Here is a 23,364-nt window from a genome sequence, read left to right as displayed (position 1 = left end):
CCCGGGAGCGTACTGTACATAAGGCTTGAAGCCGGGCAGGCCTTCGTTCATGAGCGTTTGAAGCTCCCCTTGGATAGTCTCAGTGGCAGCTTCAAGCGTTTCAAACCAGGGAAAGTAGCTACGGTCAAAAAAGGGGATCGCGGGCAGGCGCGGATAATGCACTTGTACGGGCTCCGCGTTGTAGATGCGTTTGACGCCCGCAACGACGTCCATGCACTCTTCGAAGCGCGTTAGTGACTCCCCGCTATGCTCTTGCATCAATGGGCCCAGGGCGTCGCGAAAGTATGTCGCCATGGCTGCGGCCTGTTCATCAACCACTTCCTGTGCCCGCTTGAGGGGTGGGCGCAGCGAGGCGTGGAGTTCCGATTCGTGGGGGGCAATACGCAGTACATCTTTGTAGACCTGCGCTGCCGTCCGTAAGTCACCCATCTGCTCAAGTATCGCGCCTTTAGACAACATTGGCATAAAAGCATAGGGGTCGATGGCAAGCGCTGCATTGAGTGCCTTGATGGCCATAGCCAGATTGCCGAGAGTGCGGTGCGCTATGGCCACATTCATGTGGAAGTCCACATAAGCACTGAACTGTGCGGCGTAGTTCTGCAGATAAGCCAGGGCGCCGCTCGCATTGCCCTGACGGACCATTCCCTGAGCCTCAACAATGACCTGCTTTAAGTCAGGGTTTGCCGCCATTATTTAGTACCTTATTTTGTACGTTCGGTGCATATTCTCTGCGACCACCACGTTTCCGTCCTGTAGTTTGGGGCGAAATCGCACACTGCGCAGATACCTGTAAGCCCGATTGGTTGCAGACTTTGCATCTTCACCCGTCGCATCGGTGGTGATGTCGATGTCTACCGCCTCACCATGGCGCGATACCGCGAAGTCGATAACGACCTCCGCCAACTTGGTTGTTCCCACGGGAACAGCGCCGGGATTGAATACTGTTTCTTCCGGCAGCTCCAGAGGCTCCCCAAAGGTTTTTGCATACCATTCTCCCTTGCCAGGCTCTGATTCCATGATAGCCCAGGCTTCCCGGTAAATACGGATTGCCGGCGCGTAGCGTCGATGCCATTGATACCAATCGGCGATGGCCAGATGGGCGTTCGCCCGGTCCTCGGCGCTGCTATTGGGCATTGCCGAAATGACTTTCTCTTTGTGTTTCAGCGATTGCAGTCCATAGCGAAAGTTGTGGTCTCGCATTCGCCAAAACCGCAGCTGTGCTTCACTTGCGACATCAAAGCCGGCCATTTGCGTGGTCGAGGCACGAAACCCCGTTTCCTTTTCTCCCGGATATACAGACACCAGATACGAGAGGGCGACTTTGCCTTGAAGATAATTGAGGAGTTCCGGGCTGGTTTCACCCTGGGTGTTTACGATGTCTTCGATAGCGTCGTCATAGAGATCGTTAATTCCTACCAGTCGTGGAAATCGCTGGTAGTCGATATCTCCCAGGTACACCCCCCGCATCCAGTCTGCGTAGCGCAGCGTCGCTGCGCGAAGATCTTCGTTGTCGGCATGCTGCTGCCCAAAGCGTTTCAATCGATACAGATAAGCCTGTTGATCATCTGCTGCTGCATAGTTTCCATTGCGGACATGCGTCGCGATCAGTTGCTCCAGCATCGTAGTCTGGGACGGTGTATAGAGCCCACCGTTAACTCTGGCCAGATGGATTCCGCGGCTAAATGCTCGAATTGCCTGACGATCTTTACCCTCTGCGAGATACGCAGCGCCCAGATTTTGAAGCGTAGGGGCTAGCAGTGGTGACATGGGGCCGTTGTCGAGCTCCTGCTGTTCTAATGTTGCGAGAAGCTCCTTTGCTGAGGCCGGAGGATCTAATGGTTCCGCAATCAGGAATTTTGCGGCGGCGCGAGGGTCGTCTTCGCGAAACATGCTTGCGCCGTAGTAAGTTGGCGCTGCGTGCTGCGGGTTTAGCGAGGAGCAGCACTCTGTGCCATCCCCATCAACGAACTGTGCCGAGCAAAAAGGCGCAAAAACTCCCAGGGCTATTGCCGCGAGGCGCGCTCTGAAGTTCCTGATTCTATAGCTGTCTAGAACAATACTCGACACCTTAATGTAGCTTCCAACGCCGTCAGTTTTTCGAGGGCGAGTTCTGAATATTCCGCATCGATATCAATCACCACATAGCCCACGTGTTCGTTGGTTTGCAAATACTGCGCTGCGATGTTGACGCCAATTTCCGAAAAAATGTTATTAATTGCGCCCATCACGCCAGGAACGTTCCTGTGAATGTGCAATAGGCGATGACAGCCATCATGCTCCGGCAGTGCCACCTCAGGCATATTAACCGAACTTGTGGTGGTACCGTTGTCAGAATAACGGGACAATTTCTCGGCAACTTCGCCGCCAATATTGGCTTGGGCTTCCATGGTGCTGCCCCCGACATGGGGTGTCAGGAAGGCGTTATCGAATTCGCGCAGGGGGGAGACAAACTCGTCATCATTCGAGCGAGGCTCGATGGGGAATACGTCGATTGCGGTGCCGCGAATGTGTCCGCTATCCAGTGCCGAGGCCAAAGCATCTATATCTACTACGGTGCCGCGCGAGGCATTGATCAGGATGCTGCCCGCGGGCATCAGAGCTAACTCTCTCTCACCGATCATGTTGGCGGTAGAGCTCGTTTCCGGGACATGAAGGCTGACAACATCGGAGTTAGCCAGGAGCGAATCCAAACCCACGACCTGCTGAGCGTTGCCCAAAGGCAGGCGGTTAATCACGTCATGAAACTGCACTCGCATGCCAAGACCTTCTGCGATAACACCTAGCTGCATGCCAATGTTGCCATAGCCAATGATGCCCAAACGCTTGCCGCGAATTTCGTAGGAGTGCGCGGCGGACTTTTGCCACTCGCCGCGATGGGCCGCGGCGTTCTTTGCGGGCAGGCCTCGCAACAAGAGAATGGCTTCTGCGATGACCAGCTCAGCGACACTTCGCGTATTCGAGAAGGGCGCATTAAAGACTACGATGCCCCGCCGCGTAGCGGCATCAAGATCGACCTGGTTCGTGCCAATACAAAAACAGCCGATGGCAATTAGTTTAGGCGCAGCCGCGAGTATTTCGTCATTGAGTTGGGTGCGGGAGCGTATGCCCACAAAATGGGCGTTGGCGATTGCGGCCTTAAGCTCCTCGGGGGGCAGGGATTTGCTGTGATGCTCAATATTGAAGTAACCCGCACGATTGAGGATTTCGATGGCCGAGGGATGCACTCCCTCAAGCAACAGGATGCGGATTTTGCTTTTTTCAAGGGATTGCTGGGCCATTTTCTGGAAACTCTGCGGGGTATTTCGGAATCGTGTTTACACTGCCTGAGCAGCGCGGCGGCGCATGGTAGCATACGCCGCCGCGGGCTCTGGCGTCCGCGCTGGTCCTGCTTTTGTAGTGTAAATTATTTCTTGTGATTGCCCCGGAGTCTCCTTTGCTAAGTCCTCAACAACTCGAATCGCTGGCTGCGCTGGTGGATGAAAAAGGCCTGCGTACTGATGAGGAGTCTTGCTTCCAATTTGGCCGCGATTGGACACGAGTGCACACACCCAATCCTGCGGCTGTGGTCTTGCCGTCCTCTGTAGAAGAGGTTCAGGCTATTGTGCGTTGGGCGGCTTCAGAGAGCGTTGCTCTGGTGCCGTCGGGGGGTCGCAGTGGTTTATCAGCGGGCGCCGTCGCCGCCAATGGAGAGCTGGTGCTGGCATTGGACCGACTCAACGAGATTGGTGATTTTGATGCTACTGACCGGACTGTGCGCTGCGGAGCAGGGGTGGTCACTGCGCAGCTTCAGGAATTTGCCGAAAGCGAAGGGCTGTTTTATCCCGTAGATTTTGCCTCCAGTGGTTCGAGCCAAATCGGGGGCAACATCGCCACCAATGCCGGCGGCATCAAGGTGATTCGTTACGGGATGACGCGCGATTGGGTGGCAGGTCTTAAGGTGGTAACCGGCACCGGTGAATTGCTGGACCTGAATCGAGGGCTAATCAAGAACAATGCCGGCTACGATCTTCGGCATCTTATGATTGGCTCGGAAGGCACCCTGGGCATCATTGTTGAGGCCACTATGCGATTGGAAGCGGAGCCCGCGGAGCGTGCGGTGATGGTGCTGGGCACGCCGGATATGGCGTCGATTATGCAGGTCCTCAGAACGTTTAGAGACCGCGTCCGCCTGGAGGCCTTTGAATTTTTCTCGGAGGAAGCACTTGAAAAGGTCATTGAACATCAGGGTTTGTCACGACCCTTCGCCACGGTGAGTCGTTACTGCGCGCTGCTGGAATTTGAGAAGCCCGATGATCAGGCAGAAACCGCCGCTATGGATTGCTTTGAGCAGTGTGTCGAAGCAGGCTGGGTCGAGGATGGTGTCATGAGTCAGAGTTTCGCTCAGGCGAGCAAGCTGTGGAGATTGCGGGAAGATATCTCGGAGACCATCTCCCAATGGACTCCTTACAAGAACGATATTTCCACGACGGTATCTCGAGTCCCCCTATTATTGGAGGAGGTTGAGGGGATAGTAAGCGCCAACTATCCAGATTTTGAGATCATCTGGTTTGGGCACATCGGCGATGGCAATGTGCACCTCAATATCCTCAAGCCCGATGCTATGCCCATGGAAGAATTTCAGCAGCGCTGCGGCACGGTGAGTCAGGGTGTGTTCGAGTCGGTCGCTCGCCATGGTGGCAGTATTTCGGCTGAGCACGGCGTTGGCTTACTCAAGAAACCGTACCTCGGCTACAGCCGCTCCGAGGCAGAGATCAGTCTCATGGCGCAGCTCAAACGGGTGTTCGATCCGGCCGGAATTATGAATCCAGGAAAGATTCTGGACCTTTGATATCGCGAACGCCCTCCGCGGTTCCCAGCAGTAATCGGTCGGCGGGGCGCAGGGCAAACAAACCGTTGCAAACAACGCCGACAATGCCATTAATCTTGGCTTCTGTGGCAAGCGGCTGTGCAATAGAGAAGTTGTACACATCCAGAATCACGTTGCCGTTGTCTGTGACAACGCCTTCACGAAGCACAGGGTCTCCGCCGAATTTGACGATTTCCCTGGCGACGTGACTGCGCGCCATGGGGATGACCTCTACCGGCAAGGGGAACTCGCCCAGCACGGCTACCCACTTGCTCTCGTCTGCGATGCAGATAAATTCCTTTGCCACGGCGGCGACAATTTTCTCGCGGGTGAGTGCCGCGCCCCCGCCTTTGATGAGTTCCAGGGATTCGTTGCATTCATCAGCGCCGTCGACATAAACCGCCACCTGATCGACGGCATTCAGGTCATAAACCGGAATGTTGTGACCTCGTAGCCGTTCCGCGCTGGCCTCCGAGCTGGCGACGGCACCATCAAATTGGTGTGCCACACCGGCCAGTAGATCGATAAACATATTCGCGGTGGACCCGGTGCCTATACCCAGTATGGTTTTGGACTCGAGTTGCGGCTTGACGATATCCAGTGCCGCCTGCGCAACGCTAAGCTTGAGGCTGTCCTGATCCATGGAGTTATCCTGAGTTTGATGGCCTTGATTAAAGGCTAGTTTACCCGCGTAAAGGGGGGGTCGGGGAGGCAGAGGGACACAAACTTTGCGCCTGTTGTTGCAAGACTCCCAAAAACGTTGGCTGCAAGCTGGGTTCCGCTGCATTACTATGCGCGTTTTATTCTTTGTCGACTGTTATGCCTGAGTCTTACATCAAGCGGATTCTTGACGCGCGCGTTTATGACGTCGCGCGGGAGACGCCCGTGGATCAAGCGCTTCTGCTGTCCAAACGATTTGGCAATAGCATTTGGCTGAAGCGCGAAGACCTGCAACCGGTGTTCTCCTTCAAGTTGCGTGGTGCCTACAACAAGATGCATCGCCTGAGTCCTGAACAACGAGCGCGCGGTGTTATTGCGGCTTCTGCCGGGAACCATGCTCAGGGTTTGGCCATGGCGGCCCAGCGCATGGGTGTGTCGGCCACGATTGTTATGCCCAGGACAACGCCCAGCATCAAGGTGGACGCAGTGCGCGGTCGCGGCGCTCATGTGGTGTTGCATGGAGATAACTTTGATGAGGCCTCTACCCACGCGCAAAAGCTCGTAAAAGAGAAGAAGCTCACCTACGTGCATCCTTTTGATGATCCTGATGTCATTGCAGGGCAGGGCACCGTGGGTATGGAGATTGTTCGTCAGCATCAGGAGCCGCTGGATGCGGTGTTTATTCCCGTGGGTGGTGGTGGCCTCCTGGCTGGTATGGCGGCGTACATTCGCTACGTTTGGCCAAAAACCAAAATTATTGGCGTCGAACCCGAAGATGCTGCTTGTCTGAAAGCTGCCCTGGAGAAAGGGCGACGCGTGACTTTGTCCGAAGTGGGACTATTTGCGGATGGCTGTGCGGTGGCTCAGGTAGGCAAAGAGACTTTTCGGGTTATTCGTAACACCGTCGATGAGGTCATCACCGCCAGCACCGATGAGATGTGCGCGGCAATCAAGGACATCTTTGAGGATACGCGTGGTATCGCGGAACCTGCGGGTGCCCTCGCGCTGGCAGGCCTTAAGAAGTACGTCGAACGTGAAGGTGTGCAGGGGCAGCAGTTGTTGGCCGTGCTCAGCGGCGCAAATACTAATTTTGATCGGCTCCGTTACATTTCTGAGCGCACCGAAATCGGTGAGAAGCGCGAGGCGGTAGTCAGCGTCACGATTCCTGAGAAGCCCGGCGCTTTTCGAAAATTTTGTAGCAGTCTCGGTCGTCGCAACATTACGGAGTTCAACTACCGCTATAGCAGCGCTCAGGATGCGCGCGTGTTTTTGGGAATGTCCGTAGAGCCCGGCGGTGACGATCTCTCAGCGCTTCTGGGCCAATTTGCCGAACAGGGTTATGACTGCGAAGACCTCACCGACAATGAAATGGCCAAGTTGCATATCCGTTACATGGTCGGCGGGTTGGCACCGGAAAGTGTGGGTGAGGAGAGGGTATATCGCGTGGAGTTTCCCGAGCGACCGGGCGCCCTGCTGAAGTTTCTGTCAGGGCTGGGACAGCGCTGGAATATCTCACTTTTCCACTATCGTAACCACGGTGCAGCTTACGGAAGAATTCTTGTGGGTATGCAGGTAGGCCCGAAAGAACGCTCCGAAGTGCGCGCCTGTCTCGACGCCATAGGCTATCGTTATTGGGACGAAACCGACAATGCGGCCTACCGTTTGTACCTCGGATCTCCCGATAGCGGGCACTAATCCCCGATAGCTCTACTTTGCAGACGTCTTGCTCTGTCAAGTATTCCATGCGATATTCATGACATAGTCACAAAAAATTCATAACGACCCACGGTTATTTGAGCACTGCTTAGGGTGTTGATTGGCCGTAATAGCACGATCTGAGGGGCCAGCAAGATTTCCAAGCTTGGCTTTAACCGGATCAGATAGATGCAAGTAGCAAATAGCAAATAGCAAATAGTTACGAACGCTTTATAAACAGGAATTAATGTGAAACAGCGACCTGATATGTTGTTAGTCCTTTCCGCGATCTTCGGTCTCGGTGTGGTTGTCACCTTGATGCTTCCGATGTCTGCTAATTCCTCTGCCAACCTATCCGCCGAGGCCCCTGTCTCGCCCTTGCAAGCCGGCGTAGTAATTAATCGTTAGTGGTAAACCGCTAGTTATTCGAAGCGTCGAAGCCCTTTTTCTGTAAGCACCGCATCCAGGGGTTGGTCCCAACTCTCTTTAAATGCGTCCAGCGCGTCTTCGCGCTGACAGTCGTAGGCCAGACCTATACGGAAGGCTGTTAAGGGCTCCCCATCGGCTAAAAACCGATCGTAGTAAGCGCCTCCCATACCCAGACGAAATCCTGAAGTCGTCCAGCCCACGGTGGGCAGTAGCAAAAGCTGCAGGCGACTGGCATCTACCGGCGTTCCTTCGGGCTCTCCAATGCCAAAGCGATTTACCTTGAGCGGATCACCCGCTGACCATTGGCAAAACTGCATGCCGGAACCTCTGAGCACCGGTAGATACACATGCTTGCCGGCTCTTTGCGCCTCTGCCGCTATCGCCTGGGTATTCAGTTCACCGTCGTTGGGGAGATACAGTGCTATGTGCTCAGCATTCCAGAGCGGATCGTGGCAGAGGTGTGTGGCTGCTTCCTTGGAAGCGTGCTCGGCTTGAGAAGCGGCGATGGCTTTGCGTCGTTGTCGCAGATCTACTCGCCATTGTTTGCGAGATGCCGCGTTTTGGGCCTGGCCCACACTATTGTTATCGCGGTTGTTTTTGAGAGAGATGTTTTGCGAGTTCACTGACATAAAAATCGGTACCCGGAGCACCGCTGACGGTACGGCCCTTGAACCCGATGGTTCAAGGTGGTGGTTCCCGTGACGTATCAGGCTTCCCGGTCATGCCAGACTTGCACACCAACGTCAGCGGTCACCCCCGGTTAACACTTTATCGGCTCGAGGACAGAATGTCTGGCGCATGCACCAGGGACCGAGATCAAGTATAGCGTATCTGAGCCGCGCTTAACGGCGAGGAAAACTTTTTCGCTCAGCCAATTTCGAGCTGACGCAATTGGTGTAAGGCCTCGTCAAGCTTGGCGTTAAGGCCAGACAGACCGGCGGCGTCTGCCGCGTCTACGGTTTTGCTTGAGCTGTCAGCTTTAGCTTTAGCGGTGCTCTTCTTATCGCCGCTCGCTACGCCGTTACGGGTCTGGAGGAGTTCGTGACTGATATTGAGTGCGGCCATGACCGCAATGCGCTCCAGTCCGATGACTTTACCGGTGGAACGGATGGCACGCATTTGCTCGTCCAGATGTCGCGCCGAAAGCAGCAACTCGGCCTGCTGATCTTCCGGACAGGCAACCTGATACTCTTTTTCCAGGATCGTGACGGACACGGTGCTCGCGTTACTGCTCATGATGCCGCCTCCATACTGCGCAGCCGCTGCAGGGTGGCCTCAACGCGGGCCCTGGCCAGATCATTTTTGGCGATGAGGTCTCGGCGCTCCTGCTGAAAACCCAGGTTCTCTTTCTTGAGGGCCTGATTTTCGAGGTTGAGCTGGGCGCACAAACCGATCAATTGATCGATCTTATCTTCCAGAGTTTTCAAAACATCATCAGACATGCAGACATGACTTGCGCGACGCGAAGAGTTGTCGGCACTATAGGGGCCGTATTAAGGCAGGTCAACGGCGCGAACGCGCTCTGGAAATCACATTGTCTATTTTTGATCCGCATCCGACCGACTCGATCGCGGAATTTTTTGATGAGCTCGCTAATTCCCTGCTGGAGCAGGGAGATATGCTTTCGCCGGCAGAATTGCACGGTTGTCTCTGTGGTTTGCTCGGTGGCGGCTTGAGTGGCGGCGAAGAGGCATTGCTGGCTGAGCTGGAGCAGGCTCTGGATATTTCGCTCCACGGCTCTCTCGCTGACGCGATCGGGACTTTACGCAGCACTGCCATAGAGAGTATCGGCGAGGGGTCTTTTGACTTCCAACCCTTGCTCCCCGAGGACGAGCTGGAGCTTTCTCAACGCATTGAAGCCATGGCTCAGTGGTGCCGGGGATTTCTCAGCGGCTATGCCCAGGCCAGGGTGAAGTCCGAGGGCCAGGGCAAGGCGGTACTCCCGGACAGTGCGGAAGCCCTTCGGGACTTTGCGGCGATAGCGCAAGCCGCCAGTGATGAGGAAGACGAGGACGAGGATAGCAACGCTGCCGAAGAATCGTACTACGAGCTTCTGGAGTATCTTCGGGTCGCGGCAATGAATGTCATGTTGGACGCCGGTGTTGGCGGGGATGAGCCCGCTCCCTCGTCTGATGACGGTCGATCACTGGACGAATGACGGGCGCCCAGTCCCTGGCTGGCCCTGCGCTTGCCGCGCGCGTCGCCAATATTCCTCGCAGCGACTTTCGTCGCCGCCGGCAGCACTTGCTGGGCATGCTTGAGCACAACAGCATCGCTATCGTCACGGCAGGCTCGCTGGCCACTCGCAGCCGCGATACAGAATTTCCTTTTCGCCAGGACAGCGATTTTCATTACCTCACGGATTTTCCTGAACCAGATGCCGTCGCTGTGTTTTTGCCGGGTCGCGAGCATGGGGAGTACGTTCTTTTCTGCCATGAAAAAGATCCGGTGGAGGAGCTTTGGAACGGTGAACGCGTGGGCGCTGAGGCAGCTTGCGATCTCTATGATGCCGACGACGCTTTCCCCCTGTCCGATATTGACGACATCCTGCCCGGATTGATTGAAGGTCGGGACCGGGTTTATTACTCCATGGGCCGCAGTCGGGAGTTTGATACCCGAATCATGGCTTGGGTGAACAGTATTCGTAGCAAGGTTGCCGCGGGCGCGGTCCCACCGGGAGAGTTTACGGACCTCGATCATTTGCTCCACGAACAACGTTTGTTCAAGTCGGCGGCGGAGCTTCGGCAAATGCGTCAGGCCGCCGCGATCACAGCCCTCGCCCATCGGCGTGCTATGCGTCAATGTCGACCTGGAATGCGGGAGTTTGAGCTGGAGGCGGAGCTGTTACATGAGTTCGCGCGCCACGGTGCCAGGCACGCGGCTTATCCCAGCATTGTCGCCGGAGGCGCGAACGCCTGCACCATGCATTACATCAGCAACCAACAGCGACTCAAGCGCGGCGATCTGGTGTTGATTGATGCGGGTTGTGAGTATCGGGGTTATGCCGCTGACGTGACCCGAACGTTTCCCGTAGGCGGTCGCTTTAGCAAACGCCAGCGCGCGCTCTACGAACTCACGCGGGCGGCGCAGGAGGCGGCCTTTGACGCTCTTGCACCGGGGCGAGACTGGAACGCGGCACATTCTGCTACTGTGGATGTGATTACCCGCGGGCTAGTGGAACTTGGTCTGTTGCGGGGAAATGTGAGCCGGCTTATCGAAACAGGCGCCTATCAGGATTTTTACATGCATCGCGTCGGACACTGGCTGGGTCTGGATGTGCACGACGTAGGCGATTACCGCCCCGGCGGCGAATGGCGACAGCTGGAACCGGGGATGGCGCTCACTGTGGAGCCGGGCATTTACGTGGCGCCAGACAACCTGAATGTTCCCTCGGCCTGGCGGGGTATCGGTATCCGAATTGAGGACGATGTGGTCATTACACAAGACGGTTATGAGCTGCTCAGCGAGGGACTCCCTCGCAGTAGCGAAGAAGTAGAGGAATGGATGCAGTGAGTGCGGATGCTCCTCACATCCTGATTGCGGGCGGCGGTATGGTGGGTTTGAGTCTGGCGCTGTTGCTGCACAAACAGTTGCCCGATGCGACCCGTATCACCGTTGTCGAAGGACGCGCCTTACCTGCTGCGGATACAGCGCAGTCTGACTACCATCCATCATTTGATGCGCGCTCCACGGCACTGAGTTATAGCACTGCGACGCTGTATCGGGAGCTGGGGCTTTGGGCGTCATTGCTGCCGGGCCTTGCGCCCATTGATCAGATACATGTGTCGCGGCGCGGACGCTTCGGCAGCAGTTTACTTTCCAGTGTCGAGCAGGGATGGGACGCACTGGGATGGGTGGTGGAGAACCCCTGTCTTGGGCGCACGCTGCTGGCGGCGGCCCATGCCTGCCCGCGTCTGGCATTGCGTTGCCCCGACCGGGTTACTGATGCCAGACCCTCTGGTCCGGGGATACGGGTTTGTCTCGAGGACGAAGAACTCGACGCTGACTTACTAGTCATCGCCGATGGCGCCGAGTCGACTCTCCGAGAGAAGCTGGGCTTTCTGACCCAGAGAAAAACCTACGGCCAAAGTGCCCTCATTGCCAATCTGGCCTTCGAAAAAGATCATTATGGCTGTGCCTATGAGCGCTTTACCGCGACCGGGCCTCTCGCACTGCTGCCCTTGCCGCGCTCGGAGCAGGCGCCACACCGAATGGCATTGGTTTGGACCCTCGCGCCCACCGAGGCCGCGGCTATGGAAGTCGCCGAAGAGGCGGTTTTTTCACGAGCCCTTATTGATGCCTTTGGTTATCGCTTGGGGCGCATAGAGCGAGTGGGTGACCGACACAGCTATCCTTTGGCGCTCACCGAGGCCGTGGAGCAGGTGCGTCGCGGCTGTGTGGTGCTGGGGAATGCGGCGCACGCACTGCACCCTGTCGCAGGACAGGGATTTAATCTGGCGCTGCGCGATGCCGCGGCTCTCACTGATTCGCTGGTAAAGGCAAGCAGTCTGGGCACAGCTGTCGGGGATACTGCCGTGCTGGCGAGTTACTCGCAGGACCGGCAGCGGGATCAGATGCAGACCATTGCGGCGAGCGATGGTTTACCCGCGCTGTTTATGGTGAACGATCCATTGCTGTCTCTGGGTCGCGATCTGGCCTTATCAGGAATGGATATGTTTCCGCTGCTACGCCGTGCGTTTGTGCAGCAGGCTGCGGGCATGGCCGCGCTGGAGGCCCGCCATGGTTGAGACTGACCTTAAGGTTAGATGCGACGAGGTCGATATTGCCATTGTGGGGGGTGGCATCGCGGGACTTGCATCCGCCGCAGCTCTTGCCGGTTCAGGACGCTCAGTGGCGGTGCTTGAGGCGCGTGAGCTACCTCGGATGAGCGCAGCGATGGGCTCAACTCCCCGGGATTATGATGCCCGGGTGAGTGCGCTGACGCCACGCTCCATCGACTTTTTAAAAGATCTCGGCGCATGGCCGGCGGTAGAGGCCGCCAGGGCCTGCTCTTACCAGCATATGACTGTTTGGGACGCCGAAGGCACCGGGCGTATCGAGTTTGATGCCCAGGAAGTGTCCGCGCCGTCGTTGGGCAGTATCGTTGAGAATCGCCTTATTACTGCAGCGCTTGCAGAGCAGGTACAGGCCCTGGGTGGTCTTAAAGTCCTGGCGCCTGCGCGACTTGCAAAGCTGCATCGCAATACGTCAGCGGCCGATGAGGCTGACCGGCACGAGACCGTGCTGGAGCTGGAAGATGGCCGTCGCCTGCGATGCCAGTTACTCATCGCAGCAGATGGAGCACTTTCGCCGACGCGTGACTTACTGGGGATGCGCACCCGGGAGTGGGAGTACGGGCATCGCGCGATAGTCACCACCGTGGCCTTTGAGCGTGGTCATGAGGATACGGCGTGGCAGCGGTTTTTGCAGACGGGCCCCTTGGCGCTTCTGCCCCTGGAGAGCCCGGATAAGCGTTTGTGCTCTATCGTCTGGTCGATTGAAGAGCATCTGGCTGATGGTGTTCTGGCGATGGACGATGATGAATTTGCGAAGGCCCTGGGGCAAGCCAGTGAGTATGTCCTTGGCAAGGTCACCGATTGCGCGCCACGCAAGGCTTTTCCCTTGCGCCAGCGCCACGCTGTGGACTATGTTTTGCCCGGCATAGCTCTGGTAGGCGACGCCGCACACACGATTCATCCCTTGGCGGGGCAGGGCATAAATCTCGGCCTCGCGGATGTCCAGGTACTTGCCGAGGAGCTGAATGCGGCCATGACCCGAGGCCTGAACCCTGGTCGTGAGGATGTATTATCGCGCTACCAGCGCCGTCGCAAGGGCGACAATCTGGCCATGATGGCCGCGATGGATGGTTTTAAACGCTTGTTTGAGCAGGACGCGCCGCCGGTACGCTGGCTGCGCAACACCGGTATGCGAACCCTTGCAGGCTTGCCTGTGGTGAAACGCCGCATTATTCGGCAAGCCATGGGTGTTGGTTGATTTCTGCGCCTAGGGGGCAATCGCGTTGAGTTTTCATGGTCCGCGACTAGAATAGACGCTCTAGCGGACGTGCATTTTTCTTTTCAGGGGTAAGTCAATGAGTCAGGTTCTTCCAGAGTTGCGGTTTGCCCGCAGTCACGAATGGGCGCGGGTAGAAGATGACGGTACCGTCACTGTGGGGATTAGCGATCATGCTCAGGAAGCCCTGGGTGATGTTGTGTTTGTTGAGCTCCCGGAAGAAGGCGCCGAACTCGCAGCAGGCGATGAGGCGGGCGTTGTGGAGTCCGTAAAAGCTGCGTCGGACATTTATGCGCCCATCAGCGGTACCGTGGTGGCCGTCAACAGCATTCTGGAAGATGCGCCGGAAACTGTTAACGGCGATGCCTACCACGACGGCTGGTTTTTTCGCTTGCAGCCTCAGGATCTCGAAGAAGTGCAAACCTTGTTGATGGATGCCGAGGCCTATCAAACGCACTGTGCTGACGAGGACTAAGCCCCCGAGGTCTTAATCTCGCAGGCTGATTTGCCGCCAGCCGCGCTCACTCCCGATTTGCGCAAGCCGGTCGTCTGGATCGACAATCACTGGATTGTCGACAATTTCCAGTAACGGCAGGTCGTTGTGCGAATCGCTGTAAAACCACGCACCATCCATCACTTCTTCTTCGCGGGCCAGCCATTCGGTGAGACGCTGTACCTTGCCCTCGCGGTAAGTGAGCGTGCCGGTGGCGCGTCCCGTAAGCACGCCGTCGGTGATTTCTACGGCACAGCCAAGTAATTCTTCAATGCCCAGCAGTGCGGCAATAGGCCGAGTGACAAACTCATTGGTCGCCGTAATGATGAGTATTCGATCGCCACGGTCGCGATGGCTTTGAATGAGTTCTGCAGCGGCAGGAAGCAGGATTGGCTCGATGCAGTCGCGGATAAAACCGGCTTGTAATGCTGTAAGCGAGTCGAGACTGCGTCCGGCCAGAGGCGCCAGAGCGAATGCCAAATAGGCCTCTATATCCAGCTCACCCCGTTGATAGTCGGCATAAAACCCCTCGTTGGCAGCGTGGAAACTGGACTTATCCACCATTCCCTGGGAGCAGAGATACTCACCCCAGAGATGGTCGCTGTCCCCGGCAATGAGGGTGTTGTCGAGATCAAAAATCGCGAGGGTCATGACCGGTCCTGATGCGGTTGAGGGCGAGGTGAGAGCGAGGCGAGGAGCAGCCACAGGCCCAAGAGTAACGACCTCCCAAAAGCGTAGCAATTCTCAGTACCGCTTATTTGTGGAACAATCGGCAACTAGCTGTCACTCCGGACACCGTATTCATGATCGATGCGCAGGGCTTTCGGCCCAATGTCGGTATCGTCATCACCAACGATGACGGACGACTTCTGTGGGCGCGTCGCGTAGGTGGCCGCAATGCCTGGCAGTTCCCCCAGGGTGGTGTTAACGACGGTGAAACGCCAGAAGAGGCGTTGTATCGCGAGCTCGAAGAGGAGGTCGGTCTCGCGCCCAAGGATGTCGAAGTACTGGGCAGTACCCGGGGCTGGTTACGCTATCGATTGCCGAAACAGTATCAACGCAAAGGTCAGCAACCTGTGTGTATCGGACAAAAGCAAAAGTGGTTTCTGCTGCGAATGCTGGCTCCCGACGATGCAGTGAGCCTGGCTCACAATCCAAAACCTGAGTTTGATCACTGGCAATGGGTGTCCTACTGGTACCCCCTCAATCAGGTGGTGTATTTCAAGCGGGAGGTTTATCGCCGCGCTCTGAAAGAGCTTGCCGTGCCGCTGTTGGGCAAACTGCCTTCGGGTAAGCAGGCATCCGATCATGCTTGAAGTCCTGCGCAATATTGTCCTTGAAGTTAACGCGGCGGAGTCTCTCGATGAGGTTCTTGGCATTATCGTGTCTCGGGTTCGCATGGCGATGGGCACGGAGGTGTGCAGCATCTACATTCGTGATCGCAACGAGACACGCTATGTATTTCGTGCCACGGAGGGTCTAAACGCAGATCAGGTTGGCAACCTGTCGCTGGCGCCGGGCGAAGGTCTTGTGGGGCTGGTCGCCGAGCGGGAAGAACCGGTAAACCTTGAAGACGCAGAGCTGCACTCAAACTTTCAGCTGCTGCCCAATATCGGTGAAGAGTCTTTTCACGCCTTTCTGGGCGTACCCATCATTCACCAGCGCGATGTACTGGGCGTATTGGTGGTGCAGCAGGCCCGGCGGCGACGTTTTGATGAATCCGAAGAAGCCTTTCTTGTCACCATGTCGGCGCAGCTTGCAGGCGTTATCGCCCATGCCCGGGTCACGGGCGAGGTGCCCGATGAGAGCAGTCCCGAACGTGACAGTGCCTATGCACGCATAAGCGGAGTACCTGGCGCCCCGGGAATTGGTATTGGCACCGCGGTAGTGGTTTCGCCGGCGGCGGATTTGTACGCAGTCCCACGCCAGACCAGTGACGATCGCCGGAGTGAACTGCGTGCCTTCAAGCGCGCCTTGTCCCAGGTTCGTATCGACATTGAGTCGGTTGCCGAAAACTTACGCGACAAGCTGAGTCCAGAGGACCTGGCCTTGTTCGATGTGTACATCGGTATTCTGGATGACTCACGCATCGGCGGAGAAGTGGCGTCCCTCATCAAGTCCGGCGTTTGGGCGCAGGGCGCCCTCGCGCAGGTCATGATCGAACATATCCGACATTTCGAGGCCATGGAGCACAGTTATCTGCGCGAGCGCGCGGTGGATGTGAAGGACCTGGGAGAGCGGGTTCTGGGGTACCTGCAGGCCGATCAGCGAGATAATCGGGAGTTTCCCGAAAAAACCATTTTGGTGAGTGAGGAACTTACCGCCTCGATGCTTGGAGAAATACCGCAAAGCCACCTTGCCGGTCTGATCTCCGTGCGAGGCTCGAGTAATTCCCACGTGGCCATTCTGGCGCGTGCCATGGGCATTCCCACGGTGATGGGTGCGGTTGATCTACCCTACAAGCGTCTTCGGGACATGTCTGTGGTGGTGGACGGCTACAACGGCAATGTACACCTAAATCCCACGGCCGCGGGCATTCGACGATTCCAGGTGATTGCCGATCAGGACGCCTTGCTCAACAAAGGGCTGGAGAGTCTTCGCGATTTGCCCTGCGTTACCCTCGACGAGCATCGTCTAACACTGTGGGTCAACACGGGTTTGATGGCGGATGTCGCCCGGTCTCTTGATCGCGGGGCAGAAGGCGTGGGCCTGTACCGCACCGAAGTGCCCTTTTTGATGCGCGAGCGCTTTCCGTCGGAGGAAGAGCAGCGACAGATTTACCGTGAGCAGTTAGAGGCTTTTGCGCCGCGTCCGGTCACTATGCGGACGCTGGATGTGGGAGGGGATAAGGCACTACCTTATTTCCCCATTGAGGAAGCCAATCCTTTTCTGGGCTGGCGTGGTATTCGTGTCACCCTCGACCATCCGGAGATACTGCTGGCGCAGGTGCGCGCGATGCTCAAGGCCAACGAAGGCCTGGGTAACCTGCGAATCATGTTGCCGATGATCAGTAACATACCGGAGCTCGAAGAGGCCTTGGGCCTGATACACCGAAGCCACCGCGAGCTGCTCGAAGAAGGCTTGCAAGTACCCTTGCCGCCCATTGGAGTCATGGTCGAAGTGCCCTCGGCGATTTATCAGGCTCGGGCATTGGCGCGCCGCGTGGACTTTTTGTCCGTAGGCAGTAACGACCTGACGCAGTACCTATTGGCCGTTGATCGCAACAATGCCCGCGTGTCGGATTTGTATCACGCGTTTCATCCCGCATTACTTGAGGCTTTGATTCAGGTTGCCGATGGTGCCCGAGCCGAGGGAAAGCAGGTGAGCATTTGTGGTGAGCTTGCAGGCAACCCCATGGCAGCGGTGCTTTTGCTGGCCATGGGTTATGACGTGCTGTCTATGAACGTTACCAGTCTGCCCAGGGTGAAGCACGTCGTTCGCTCCATAACCGCCAGTGATGCGCAGAGCCTCCTTGGCGAGGTTCGGCAGATGGAGAGTGGGAAAGAAGTAGAAGACCGCCTGACTGCGTTTTTCCACGAGCGCGAACTGCAGCAGATGATGCCCGGGCCCGTTGATTAGCCGGCGCTTTTTGTATCCAGCTCAAAAACCTCCGTGCCCCGCAGTTCTCCGCGGGCATCAAATCGCTGCTCCTGAAACTCCAGCAGACCATTTTGGTGCTGACGTAAGGTGGTGCAGCAACGGGTGCCGTAGAGCTCTGTGACAATGAACTGGGCGGAAAGTTGACGCGCCATGTCCCCGGAGAGGTTCTGTTCCCTCAGTTCCTGCTCATCGGCCAAGCGCCGGTCATTAAGGCAGGCGCGCAGTTGCTCGTGATCAGGCGCCTGACTATCAGCCACGATCTTTGCCATTTGACGTCGCGCCCGCTGGACCTTTGGCCAGGGGACATCCAGCGCCGCGTTGCTCAATCCATAGATTCCCGGAGACAGTAACTGCGGCTGTGATGCTTCTGAAATACTGCCGTGGAGGTACCACAGGCTCTGGGCGTCGCCGAGGAGAAGATTAAAACCCTCATAGTCCGCGATGTTTTTGGCGATCGCTGCCAGATACTCGCCGGGCGCTTGAGTACCCGCCAAAAAGTTCTTTGTGAGTTCTCCTCGCGAGCGCGGGGCACTTCTCCCACGGGCACCGGGATCACGGATGTTAGTGATAGCGGCAAAACGACCGCTGCGACTCACCCCCAGCCAGGTGCCTCCGGCCTGCAGATCGCGGCCGGCCAGCACCTGGGGGGTGTCGTCCCAGTACGCCGCAGCGGAAGCAGGTCGCTCATGGAACTCATCGCGGTTGGCCGCCACGAGCAACGGCGTGTTTGGGTGCTGTTGCCAGGCAAAAACAATCAGGCACATGACTCTTTTTCTCGCTGTGTTTGTACATCATCCGACACTGCCCGATAATGCTCTTTTCGCGGCTTGCCGCCAGGTGTGGTGTGTCTTCGCTGACGTCCGTCGCTGCACTCTTTGCAAAACAATAGGTTATTTGTTTGCAGTTCGGTTAGCAGCGCGATTGTGAGCATAGTACCTTGTTACATTATCTCGCCCGAGTGTCCTCAAAGCCTCTATGACATGTTGAATTATCTGCGCCCTGAATTAACTCTATGCTGACTTATCCCGAAATTGATCCTGTTGCCGTTGCATTGGGGCCGCTGCAGATCCATTGGTATGGCTTAACGTATCTGGCCGGGCTTGCCTTCGCCTGGGGTTTGGCCGCGCGCAGGAGTCAGCAGCCGCATTCACCGCTGGCGAGACAGCAGGTTGATGACCTGTTGTTTTATGCCGCACTGGGTGTCGTGCTCGGCGGGCGTATGGGGTATGCCATTTTTTATGGTGGCGAACGTCTGGCACAGGACCCCGCCTGGCTGCTGCGGGTATGGGAGGGCGGGATGTCGTTCCACGGCGGTATGCTGGGGGTGATTGTCGCCACGTTCTGGTATGCGCGGAGCCAAAAGATTGCCTTTGGGCCTCTGTTGGACTTTGTGGCGCCGCTGGCGCCTCTTGGGCTTGCACTGGGGCGGCTGGGTAACTTTATCGGGCAGGAGCTCTGGGGTCGCGCAGCGGACGTACCCTGGGCAATGGTGTTTCCCAGAGATCCGCTACAGTTGGCACGTCATCCCTCGCAGCTGTATCAGTTTGCGCTGGAGGGCATGTTGCTCTTTGTCATTCTGCTCTGGTTCAGCCGTCGTGCCCGACCCACCTGGGCAGTCTCGGGGGTCTTTGCTCTGGGTTACGGCGTGCTGCGTTTTATCGCTGAGTTTTTTCGGGAGCCCGATGCGCATCTCGGAATTCAGGCCTTTGGGTGGATGACCCGCGGCCAAATTCTCTGCGTGCCCATGATTCTGCTGGGTATTTACATGCTCTGGTACGCCTACGGGCGTACTGGAGCGCGCTTGTCAAAAAATTAAGGGGGCGGTCATGCGGCAATACCAGGATCTGCTAAGGGATATTCTCGATAACGGTGTGCGCAAGGAGGATCGGACGGGGACCGGCACGCTGTCTGTCTTTGGCAGGCAGTTCCGCCACAACCTCGCCGATGGATTTCCTTTGCTGACGACCAAAAAGGTCCACTTGCGGAGCATCATTAACGAGCTGATCTGGTTTCTGAACGGCGATACCAATGTTGCCTGGCTGCAGGAGCACGGGGTCAGTATTTGGAATGAGTGGGCGACGGATACGGGTGACCTGGGCCCTGTGTACGGCAAGCAGTGGCGAGCCTGGCCGACCAAAGACGGCGGCGAGGTGGATCAGATTGAGTACGTGCTCGACTGCCTCAAGCATCGACCCGACAGCCGGCGAATCCTGTTTCATGCATGGAACGTTGAGTATCTTCCGGATGAGTCCCTGAGCCCCCAGGAAAACGTACTCGCGGGACGCATGGCGCTGCCACCCTGCCATTTGCTGTATCAGTTTTATGTGGCGCAGGGGCAGCTTTCGGCGCAGCTGTACATTCGATCAAGTGACACGTTTCTGGGCTTGCCGTTCAACACCGCAAGCCTTGCGGTTCTGGTGATGATGCTTGCTCAACAGGCGAACCTTGAGCCCGGCGAAATCATTGTGAGCACGGGTGACTCGCATTTGTATCTCAACCACATGGAGCAGGTGAATGAGCAGTTGAGTCGGGAGCCCCGGTCCTTGCCAACCCTCAAGCTCCTGCGCAAGCCCGACAGTATTTACGATTATCGCTTTGAGGATTTTGAGCTTTCTGACTACGACCCCTATCCAGCCATTTCGGCTCCGGTGGCGGTGTGAGCGATTTCCCCATTGCTCTGATTGTGGCGGCGGCAGACAACAACGTCATTGGTCGCAACAACGCGCTGCCCTGGGATCTCCCCCAAGATCTGGCGCACTTCAAACGCACAACTATGGGCAAGCCCATCCTGATGGGGCGTCTTACCTTTGAGTCCATTGGCAGGCCGCTGCCGGGTCGCACCAACATCGTCATTAGCCGGAACCTCGACTATGCCGCAGAGGGCGTGCGTTGCGTGGACAGCCTGGATAGCGCGATTGAGCTCGCAGAGGATGTCGCGCTCATCGATGGCAGTGATGAGCTCATGATTATTGGTGGCTCGCAAATTTATGCGTTGGCACTGCCACGGGCGAGTCGAATCTACTTAACGCGTGTCCATCTCGAGCCGAGCGGGGATGCCTTTCTTCCCGACATTGATTGGAGTCAGTGGGATGAGGTGGCTCGACAGGAAAGCCCGCCTGAAGGAGAGGTGCCGGCCCACACGTTTCTCGAATACACGCGGCGCAGGCCTTGACCTTCTGCAAACCGCCTGCAAAACGTTACCGGGCGCCCAAAAGGTGTTACCTATTTACTCATATGTGCAGCTACCCAAAAATGGCAACATCAGTTGTTTGAAATAAGCCATTTTATCTGCTTATATCTTCGACCCGGTCTACGACTAATCCAGTTGGTCCAAGTCCGACATTTGGTCTCAACTGCAATCACAAAGAACAGTTCACATTTCTCTCGACACAGGAAGCACAATTCCCATGACTAGCTATCGACTGAAGAATGTGCTGCTTGTCGCCGTAGCGTCACTGTCCGCCCTTGTGGGTCTGGCAGCGTCAGCTCAGACAAGCACACTCGACAACATACTCGAGGTCAGCGCCCAGAAAACTGAGGCAGCCCGCGAGTCCCAGGCGAAGGTAGATCGTCTCGCAGACGAAACCCGCAATCTGCTGGACGACTACAAAACGGTCATGAAGCAAATTGACGGTCTGCGCGTCTACAACGCACGACTCCAGCGTCAAATCGACAATCAGGTGCGCCGCATCGCGGACATCGACGAGTCTATTGATCAGGTAACGGTTATCCAGCGCCAGATGACACCTTTGGTCATCCGCATGATCGACGGCCTGGAGCAATTTGTTGAGATGGACGTGCCCTTCAATCTGGAGGAGCGTCGTCAGCGCATCGAATTCCTTAAAACCAACGTCGATCGATCTGATCTGACGGTAGCGGAGAAATTCCGTCAGGTACTTGAGGCTTACAACATTGAGCTGCAATACGGACGTGGTTTTGAAACTTACACCGACACTATTGACCTTGGCACGGGCCCCCGGGATGTGGACTTCCTGCGCATCGGCCGTATCGCCCTGGTCTACCAAACATCTGATGGTCTTGAAGCCGGCGCTTGGAACAATACGACACGCAGCTGGGAGCCCCTCAGCTCTGGCGATTACTCTGCGGCTATCCGCAAGGGTGTTCGTATCGCCAAGAAAACGGCCACTATCGAACTTCTTAACATGCCCATCGCAGCACCGGAGGCGCAATAATGAAATCGCTTAACAATATGGTTTCCGCTCTGGTTTTGGGCGGTTTGGTCGCGATGAGCAGTTCCGTCATGGCGCAGGACGAGGCAGCGCCTGCCGCGGCGGAGCCCGATCTGCGGGCTGAAGCCGCAGCAAACATGGGGCAGCTTCTGGAATTCGTAAAGCAGGGTCAGGTAACTGATGCTGCAGCCAACCGAGAGCGCGAGCAGCGCTTCTCTGCGGCAAAAGCTAATCAAGAGCAGATGCTCAGAGATGCTGAAGCAGAGCGCGCGCGTGAAGAGCGTCGTTCCGCACAGCTTGAAGACACATTCGAAGCTAACGAACTTCTCGTTGCTGACAAGCAAGAGCAGTTGCGTGAGCGTCTTGGTGCTTTGACCGAACTGTTTGGGCACCTGACAGCAGCTTCCGGCGACCTCAAGTCCAACCTTGATGTGTCACTGGTTTCTTCTCAGTATCCAGATCGCGGTTTGTTCCTCCAGGATCTCATCGACAAGATGAGTACGTCTGATCGTCTGCCAAGCATCGAAGAAATCGAGCGTGTTTGGTATGAAATGCTCCGTGAGATTACCGAGACCGGCAAAGTCGTTTCGTTCACGACTGAAGTCGCAACTGCCTCGGGTGAGCGCGCACCGCGCGACGTCGTTCGAGTCGGTGCTTTCAACGTCATCGACACTGAAGGTAACTATCTGGCTTACGCCAACGACAGCCTTGCCGTGCTGCCTCGTCAGCCTGCTGGAAACTACACTGGCTGGGCGAGTGAACTGGCTAACGCTTCTGGTGGCATGCATCAGTTTGGTATCGACCCCACAGGTCCTACCGGTGGTTCATTCCTCGCGGCGATCATCGATAGCCCGAACCTGGAAGAGCGCTGGCATCAGGGCGGCTACGTGGGCTATGCGATTACCGCCGTTGGTGCCTTTGCGTTCCTCCTGGCCATCTTCCGCGTACTTGTTCTCACAGGCGTTAGCGCCAAGGTGAGCAAGCAGCTGAAGTCTGACAAGGCTATGGACAACAACCCACTGGGTCGCGTTCTGAAGGTTCACGAAGACAACCCAAGCATGGATCTCGAAACCCTCGAGCTGAAGATGTCCGAAGCAGTTATGCGGGAGACACCAAGACTCGAATCAGGTCTGACACTGCTCAAGATCATCGCAGCCGTAGCGCCTCTTATGGGTCTGCTGGGTACGGTGACCGGAATGATCATCACCTTCCAGGCCATCACCATCTTTGGTGCGGGCGATCCGAAGGCAATGGCCGGCGGTATTTCTGGTGCATTGATCACCACGGTACTCGGTCTGCTGGTTGCGATCCCCACGGTTCTGCTGCACACGCTGGTTAATGGTCGCGCTCAGCGCATCATCCACGTGTTGACTGAGCAGGCGACGGGTATCGTTGCTACGCACTCCGAAGCCAGCTCCAAGTAAGCGGGAGGCTGCTAA

At 56.7% G+C, this 23,364-nt stretch carries 22 protein-coding genes, 1 other RNA gene and 1 pseudogene; 14 read left to right on the top strand and 10 right to left on the bottom strand.

Going from position 1 to position 23,364, the window contains the following annotated elements; genetic code table 11:
• The 3 genes and pseudogenes from ACTG39_RS11570 to serA all read right to left on the bottom strand — a co-directional run.
• Positions 1-690: pseudogene (locus ACTG39_RS11570) on the bottom strand (aspartyl/asparaginyl beta-hydroxylase domain-containing protein); the annotation flags it as partial.
• 3 nt (positions 691-693) lie between these two features.
• On the bottom strand, positions 694-1,890 hold the full coding sequence (locus tag ACTG39_RS11565; RefSeq protein WP_439107721.1) for a hypothetical protein: 1,197 nt from the start codon (positions 1,888-1,890) through the stop codon (positions 694-696).
• 158 nt (positions 1,891-2,048) lie between these two features.
• Complete coding sequence (serA, locus tag ACTG39_RS11560; RefSeq protein WP_439107720.1) at positions 2,049-3,278, bottom strand: phosphoglycerate dehydrogenase; 1,230 nt, start codon at positions 3,276-3,278, stop codon at positions 2,049-2,051.
• 155 nt (positions 3,279-3,433) lie between these two features.
• On the opposite strand from serA, the gene ACTG39_RS11555 reads away from it, so the two are divergent.
• Positions 3,434-4,828: an FAD-binding oxidoreductase gene (locus tag ACTG39_RS11555; RefSeq protein ID WP_439107719.1), complete on the top strand. Its 1,395-nt coding sequence runs from the start codon at positions 3,434-3,436 to the stop codon at positions 4,826-4,828.
• Here ACTG39_RS11555 and rpiA read toward each other — a convergent pair.
• The gene (rpiA, locus tag ACTG39_RS11550; protein ID WP_439107718.1) at positions 4,797-5,489 is read right to left on the bottom strand and encodes a ribose-5-phosphate isomerase RpiA; all 693 of its coding nucleotides are present in this window, start codon (positions 5,487-5,489) and stop codon (positions 4,797-4,799) included. The two genes, ACTG39_RS11555 and rpiA, sit on opposite strands and share 32 nt — an antisense overlap.
• 176 nt (positions 5,490-5,665) lie before the next feature.
• Between rpiA and ilvA the strand changes: the two genes are divergently transcribed.
• Positions 5,666-7,201 carry a threonine ammonia-lyase, biosynthetic gene (ilvA, locus tag ACTG39_RS11545; RefSeq protein ID WP_439107717.1) on the top strand — a complete coding sequence of 512 codons (1,536 nt, stop codon included), beginning with the start codon at positions 5,666-5,668 and terminating at the stop codon, positions 7,199-7,201.
• Positions 7,202-7,623: 422 nt separating this feature from the next.
• Here the strand turns inward: ilvA and ACTG39_RS11540 are convergent, their stop codons facing one another.
• The 4 genes from ACTG39_RS11540 to ACTG39_RS11525 form a co-directional block, all read right to left on the bottom strand.
• On the bottom strand, positions 7,624-8,259 hold the full coding sequence (locus ACTG39_RS11540; protein WP_439107716.1) for a 5-formyltetrahydrofolate cyclo-ligase: 636 nt from the start codon (positions 8,257-8,259) through the stop codon (positions 7,624-7,626).
• Positions 8,260-8,264: 5 nt separating this feature from the next.
• Positions 8,265-8,443, bottom strand: a non-coding RNA gene (gene ssrS / locus ACTG39_RS11535) — 6S RNA.
• 54 nt (positions 8,444-8,497) lie between these two features.
• Positions 8,498-8,866, bottom strand: a complete 369-nt coding sequence (locus ACTG39_RS11530; RefSeq protein ID WP_439107715.1) for a cell division protein ZapA — start codon at positions 8,864-8,866, stop codon at positions 8,498-8,500.
• The gene (locus ACTG39_RS11525) at positions 8,863-9,072 is read right to left on the bottom strand and encodes a TIGR02449 family protein (protein WP_439107714.1); all 210 of its coding nucleotides are present in this window, start codon (positions 9,070-9,072) and stop codon (positions 8,863-8,865) included. Before ACTG39_RS11525 ends, ACTG39_RS11530 begins: the two co-directional genes overlap by 4 nt.
• Before the next feature lie 92 nt (positions 9,073-9,164).
• Between ACTG39_RS11525 and ACTG39_RS11520 the strand changes: the two genes are divergently transcribed.
• The 5 genes from ACTG39_RS11520 (at position 9,165) to gcvH (ending at position 14,117) form a co-directional block, all read left to right on the top strand.
• On the top strand, positions 9,165-9,788 hold the full coding sequence (locus tag ACTG39_RS11520; protein WP_439107713.1) for a UPF0149 family protein: 624 nt from the start codon (positions 9,165-9,167) through the stop codon (positions 9,786-9,788).
• Positions 9,785-11,143 carry a Xaa-Pro aminopeptidase gene (pepP, locus tag ACTG39_RS11515; protein WP_439107712.1) on the top strand — a complete coding sequence of 453 codons (1,359 nt, stop codon included), beginning with the start codon at positions 9,785-9,787 and terminating at the stop codon, positions 11,141-11,143. Before ACTG39_RS11520 ends, pepP begins: the two co-directional genes overlap by 4 nt.
• Entirely contained in the window at positions 11,131-12,378 is a 1,248-nt protein-coding gene (ubiH, locus tag ACTG39_RS11510) for a 2-octaprenyl-6-methoxyphenyl hydroxylase (RefSeq protein WP_439107711.1), read from the top strand. Before pepP ends, ubiH begins: the two co-directional genes overlap by 13 nt.
• Entirely contained in the window at positions 12,371-13,624 is a 1,254-nt protein-coding gene (locus tag ACTG39_RS11505) for a UbiH/UbiF/VisC/COQ6 family ubiquinone biosynthesis hydroxylase (protein WP_439107710.1), read from the top strand. The genes ubiH and ACTG39_RS11505 overlap by 8 nt, the downstream gene beginning before the upstream one ends.
• A gap of 97 nt (positions 13,625-13,721) precedes the next feature.
• Positions 13,722-14,117 (top strand): glycine cleavage system protein GcvH, encoded by a 396-nt coding sequence (gcvH, locus tag ACTG39_RS11500; protein WP_439107709.1) that lies wholly within the window; start codon positions 13,722-13,724, stop codon positions 14,115-14,117.
• A gap of 12 nt (positions 14,118-14,129) precedes the next feature.
• Here gcvH and ACTG39_RS11495 read toward each other — a convergent pair whose 3' ends face one another.
• A complete protein-coding gene (locus tag ACTG39_RS11495; protein WP_439107708.1) occupies positions 14,130-14,786 on the bottom strand; it encodes an HAD family hydrolase in 657 nt (218 codons plus the stop codon).
• Positions 14,787-14,938: 152 nt separating this feature from the next.
• Here ACTG39_RS11495 and ACTG39_RS11490 point away from each other — a divergent pair, with 152 nt between their 5' ends.
• Together ACTG39_RS11490 and ptsP are read left to right on the top strand one after the other, a co-directional pair.
• Entirely contained in the window at positions 14,939-15,451 is a 513-nt protein-coding gene (locus ACTG39_RS11490; protein WP_439107707.1) for an RNA pyrophosphohydrolase, read from the top strand.
• The gene (gene ptsP / locus ACTG39_RS11485) at positions 15,444-17,714 is read left to right on the top strand and encodes a phosphoenolpyruvate--protein phosphotransferase (protein ID WP_439107706.1); all 2,271 of its coding nucleotides are present in this window, start codon (positions 15,444-15,446) and stop codon (positions 17,712-17,714) included. Before ACTG39_RS11490 ends, ptsP begins: the two co-directional genes overlap by 8 nt.
• On the opposite strand, the gene ACTG39_RS11480 is transcribed toward ptsP, so the two are convergent.
• A complete protein-coding gene (locus ACTG39_RS11480) occupies positions 17,711-18,499 on the bottom strand; it encodes an NRDE family protein (RefSeq protein ID WP_439107705.1) in 789 nt (262 codons plus the stop codon). The genes ptsP and ACTG39_RS11480 overlap by 4 nt on opposite strands.
• A 248-nt stretch (positions 18,500-18,747) precedes the next feature.
• On the opposite strand from ACTG39_RS11480, the gene lgt reads away from it, so the two are divergent.
• From lgt to ACTG39_RS11455, 5 genes are all read left to right on the top strand, one after another.
• On the top strand, positions 18,748-19,551 hold the full coding sequence (gene lgt, locus ACTG39_RS11475; protein WP_439107704.1) for a prolipoprotein diacylglyceryl transferase: 804 nt from the start codon (positions 18,748-18,750) through the stop codon (positions 19,549-19,551).
• Positions 19,552-19,561: 10 nt separating this feature from the next.
• Positions 19,562-20,395 (top strand): thymidylate synthase, encoded by an 834-nt coding sequence (locus ACTG39_RS11470; RefSeq protein ID WP_439107703.1) that lies wholly within the window; start codon positions 19,562-19,564, stop codon positions 20,393-20,395.
• On the top strand, positions 20,392-20,907 hold the full coding sequence (locus ACTG39_RS11465; RefSeq protein WP_439107702.1) for a dihydrofolate reductase: 516 nt from the start codon (positions 20,392-20,394) through the stop codon (positions 20,905-20,907). The genes ACTG39_RS11470 and ACTG39_RS11465 overlap by 4 nt, the downstream gene beginning before the upstream one ends.
• Before the next feature lie 235 nt (positions 20,908-21,142).
• Complete coding sequence (locus ACTG39_RS11460) at positions 21,143-21,928, top strand: DUF3450 domain-containing protein (protein WP_439107701.1); 786 nt, start codon at positions 21,143-21,145, stop codon at positions 21,926-21,928.
• Complete coding sequence (locus ACTG39_RS11455; RefSeq protein ID WP_439107700.1) at positions 21,928-23,349, top strand: MotA/TolQ/ExbB proton channel family protein; 1,422 nt, start codon at positions 21,928-21,930, stop codon at positions 23,347-23,349. Before ACTG39_RS11460 ends, ACTG39_RS11455 begins: the two co-directional genes overlap by 1 nt.
• The last annotated feature ends 15 nt before the right edge of the window (positions 23,350-23,364 follow it).

The sequence above is a fragment of the Congregibacter sp. genome (genome assembly GCF_965662665.1).
Lineage (GTDB): Bacteria > Pseudomonadota > Gammaproteobacteria > Pseudomonadales > Halieaceae > Congregibacter.
This window is presented reverse-complemented; position numbering and strand designations above follow the sequence as displayed.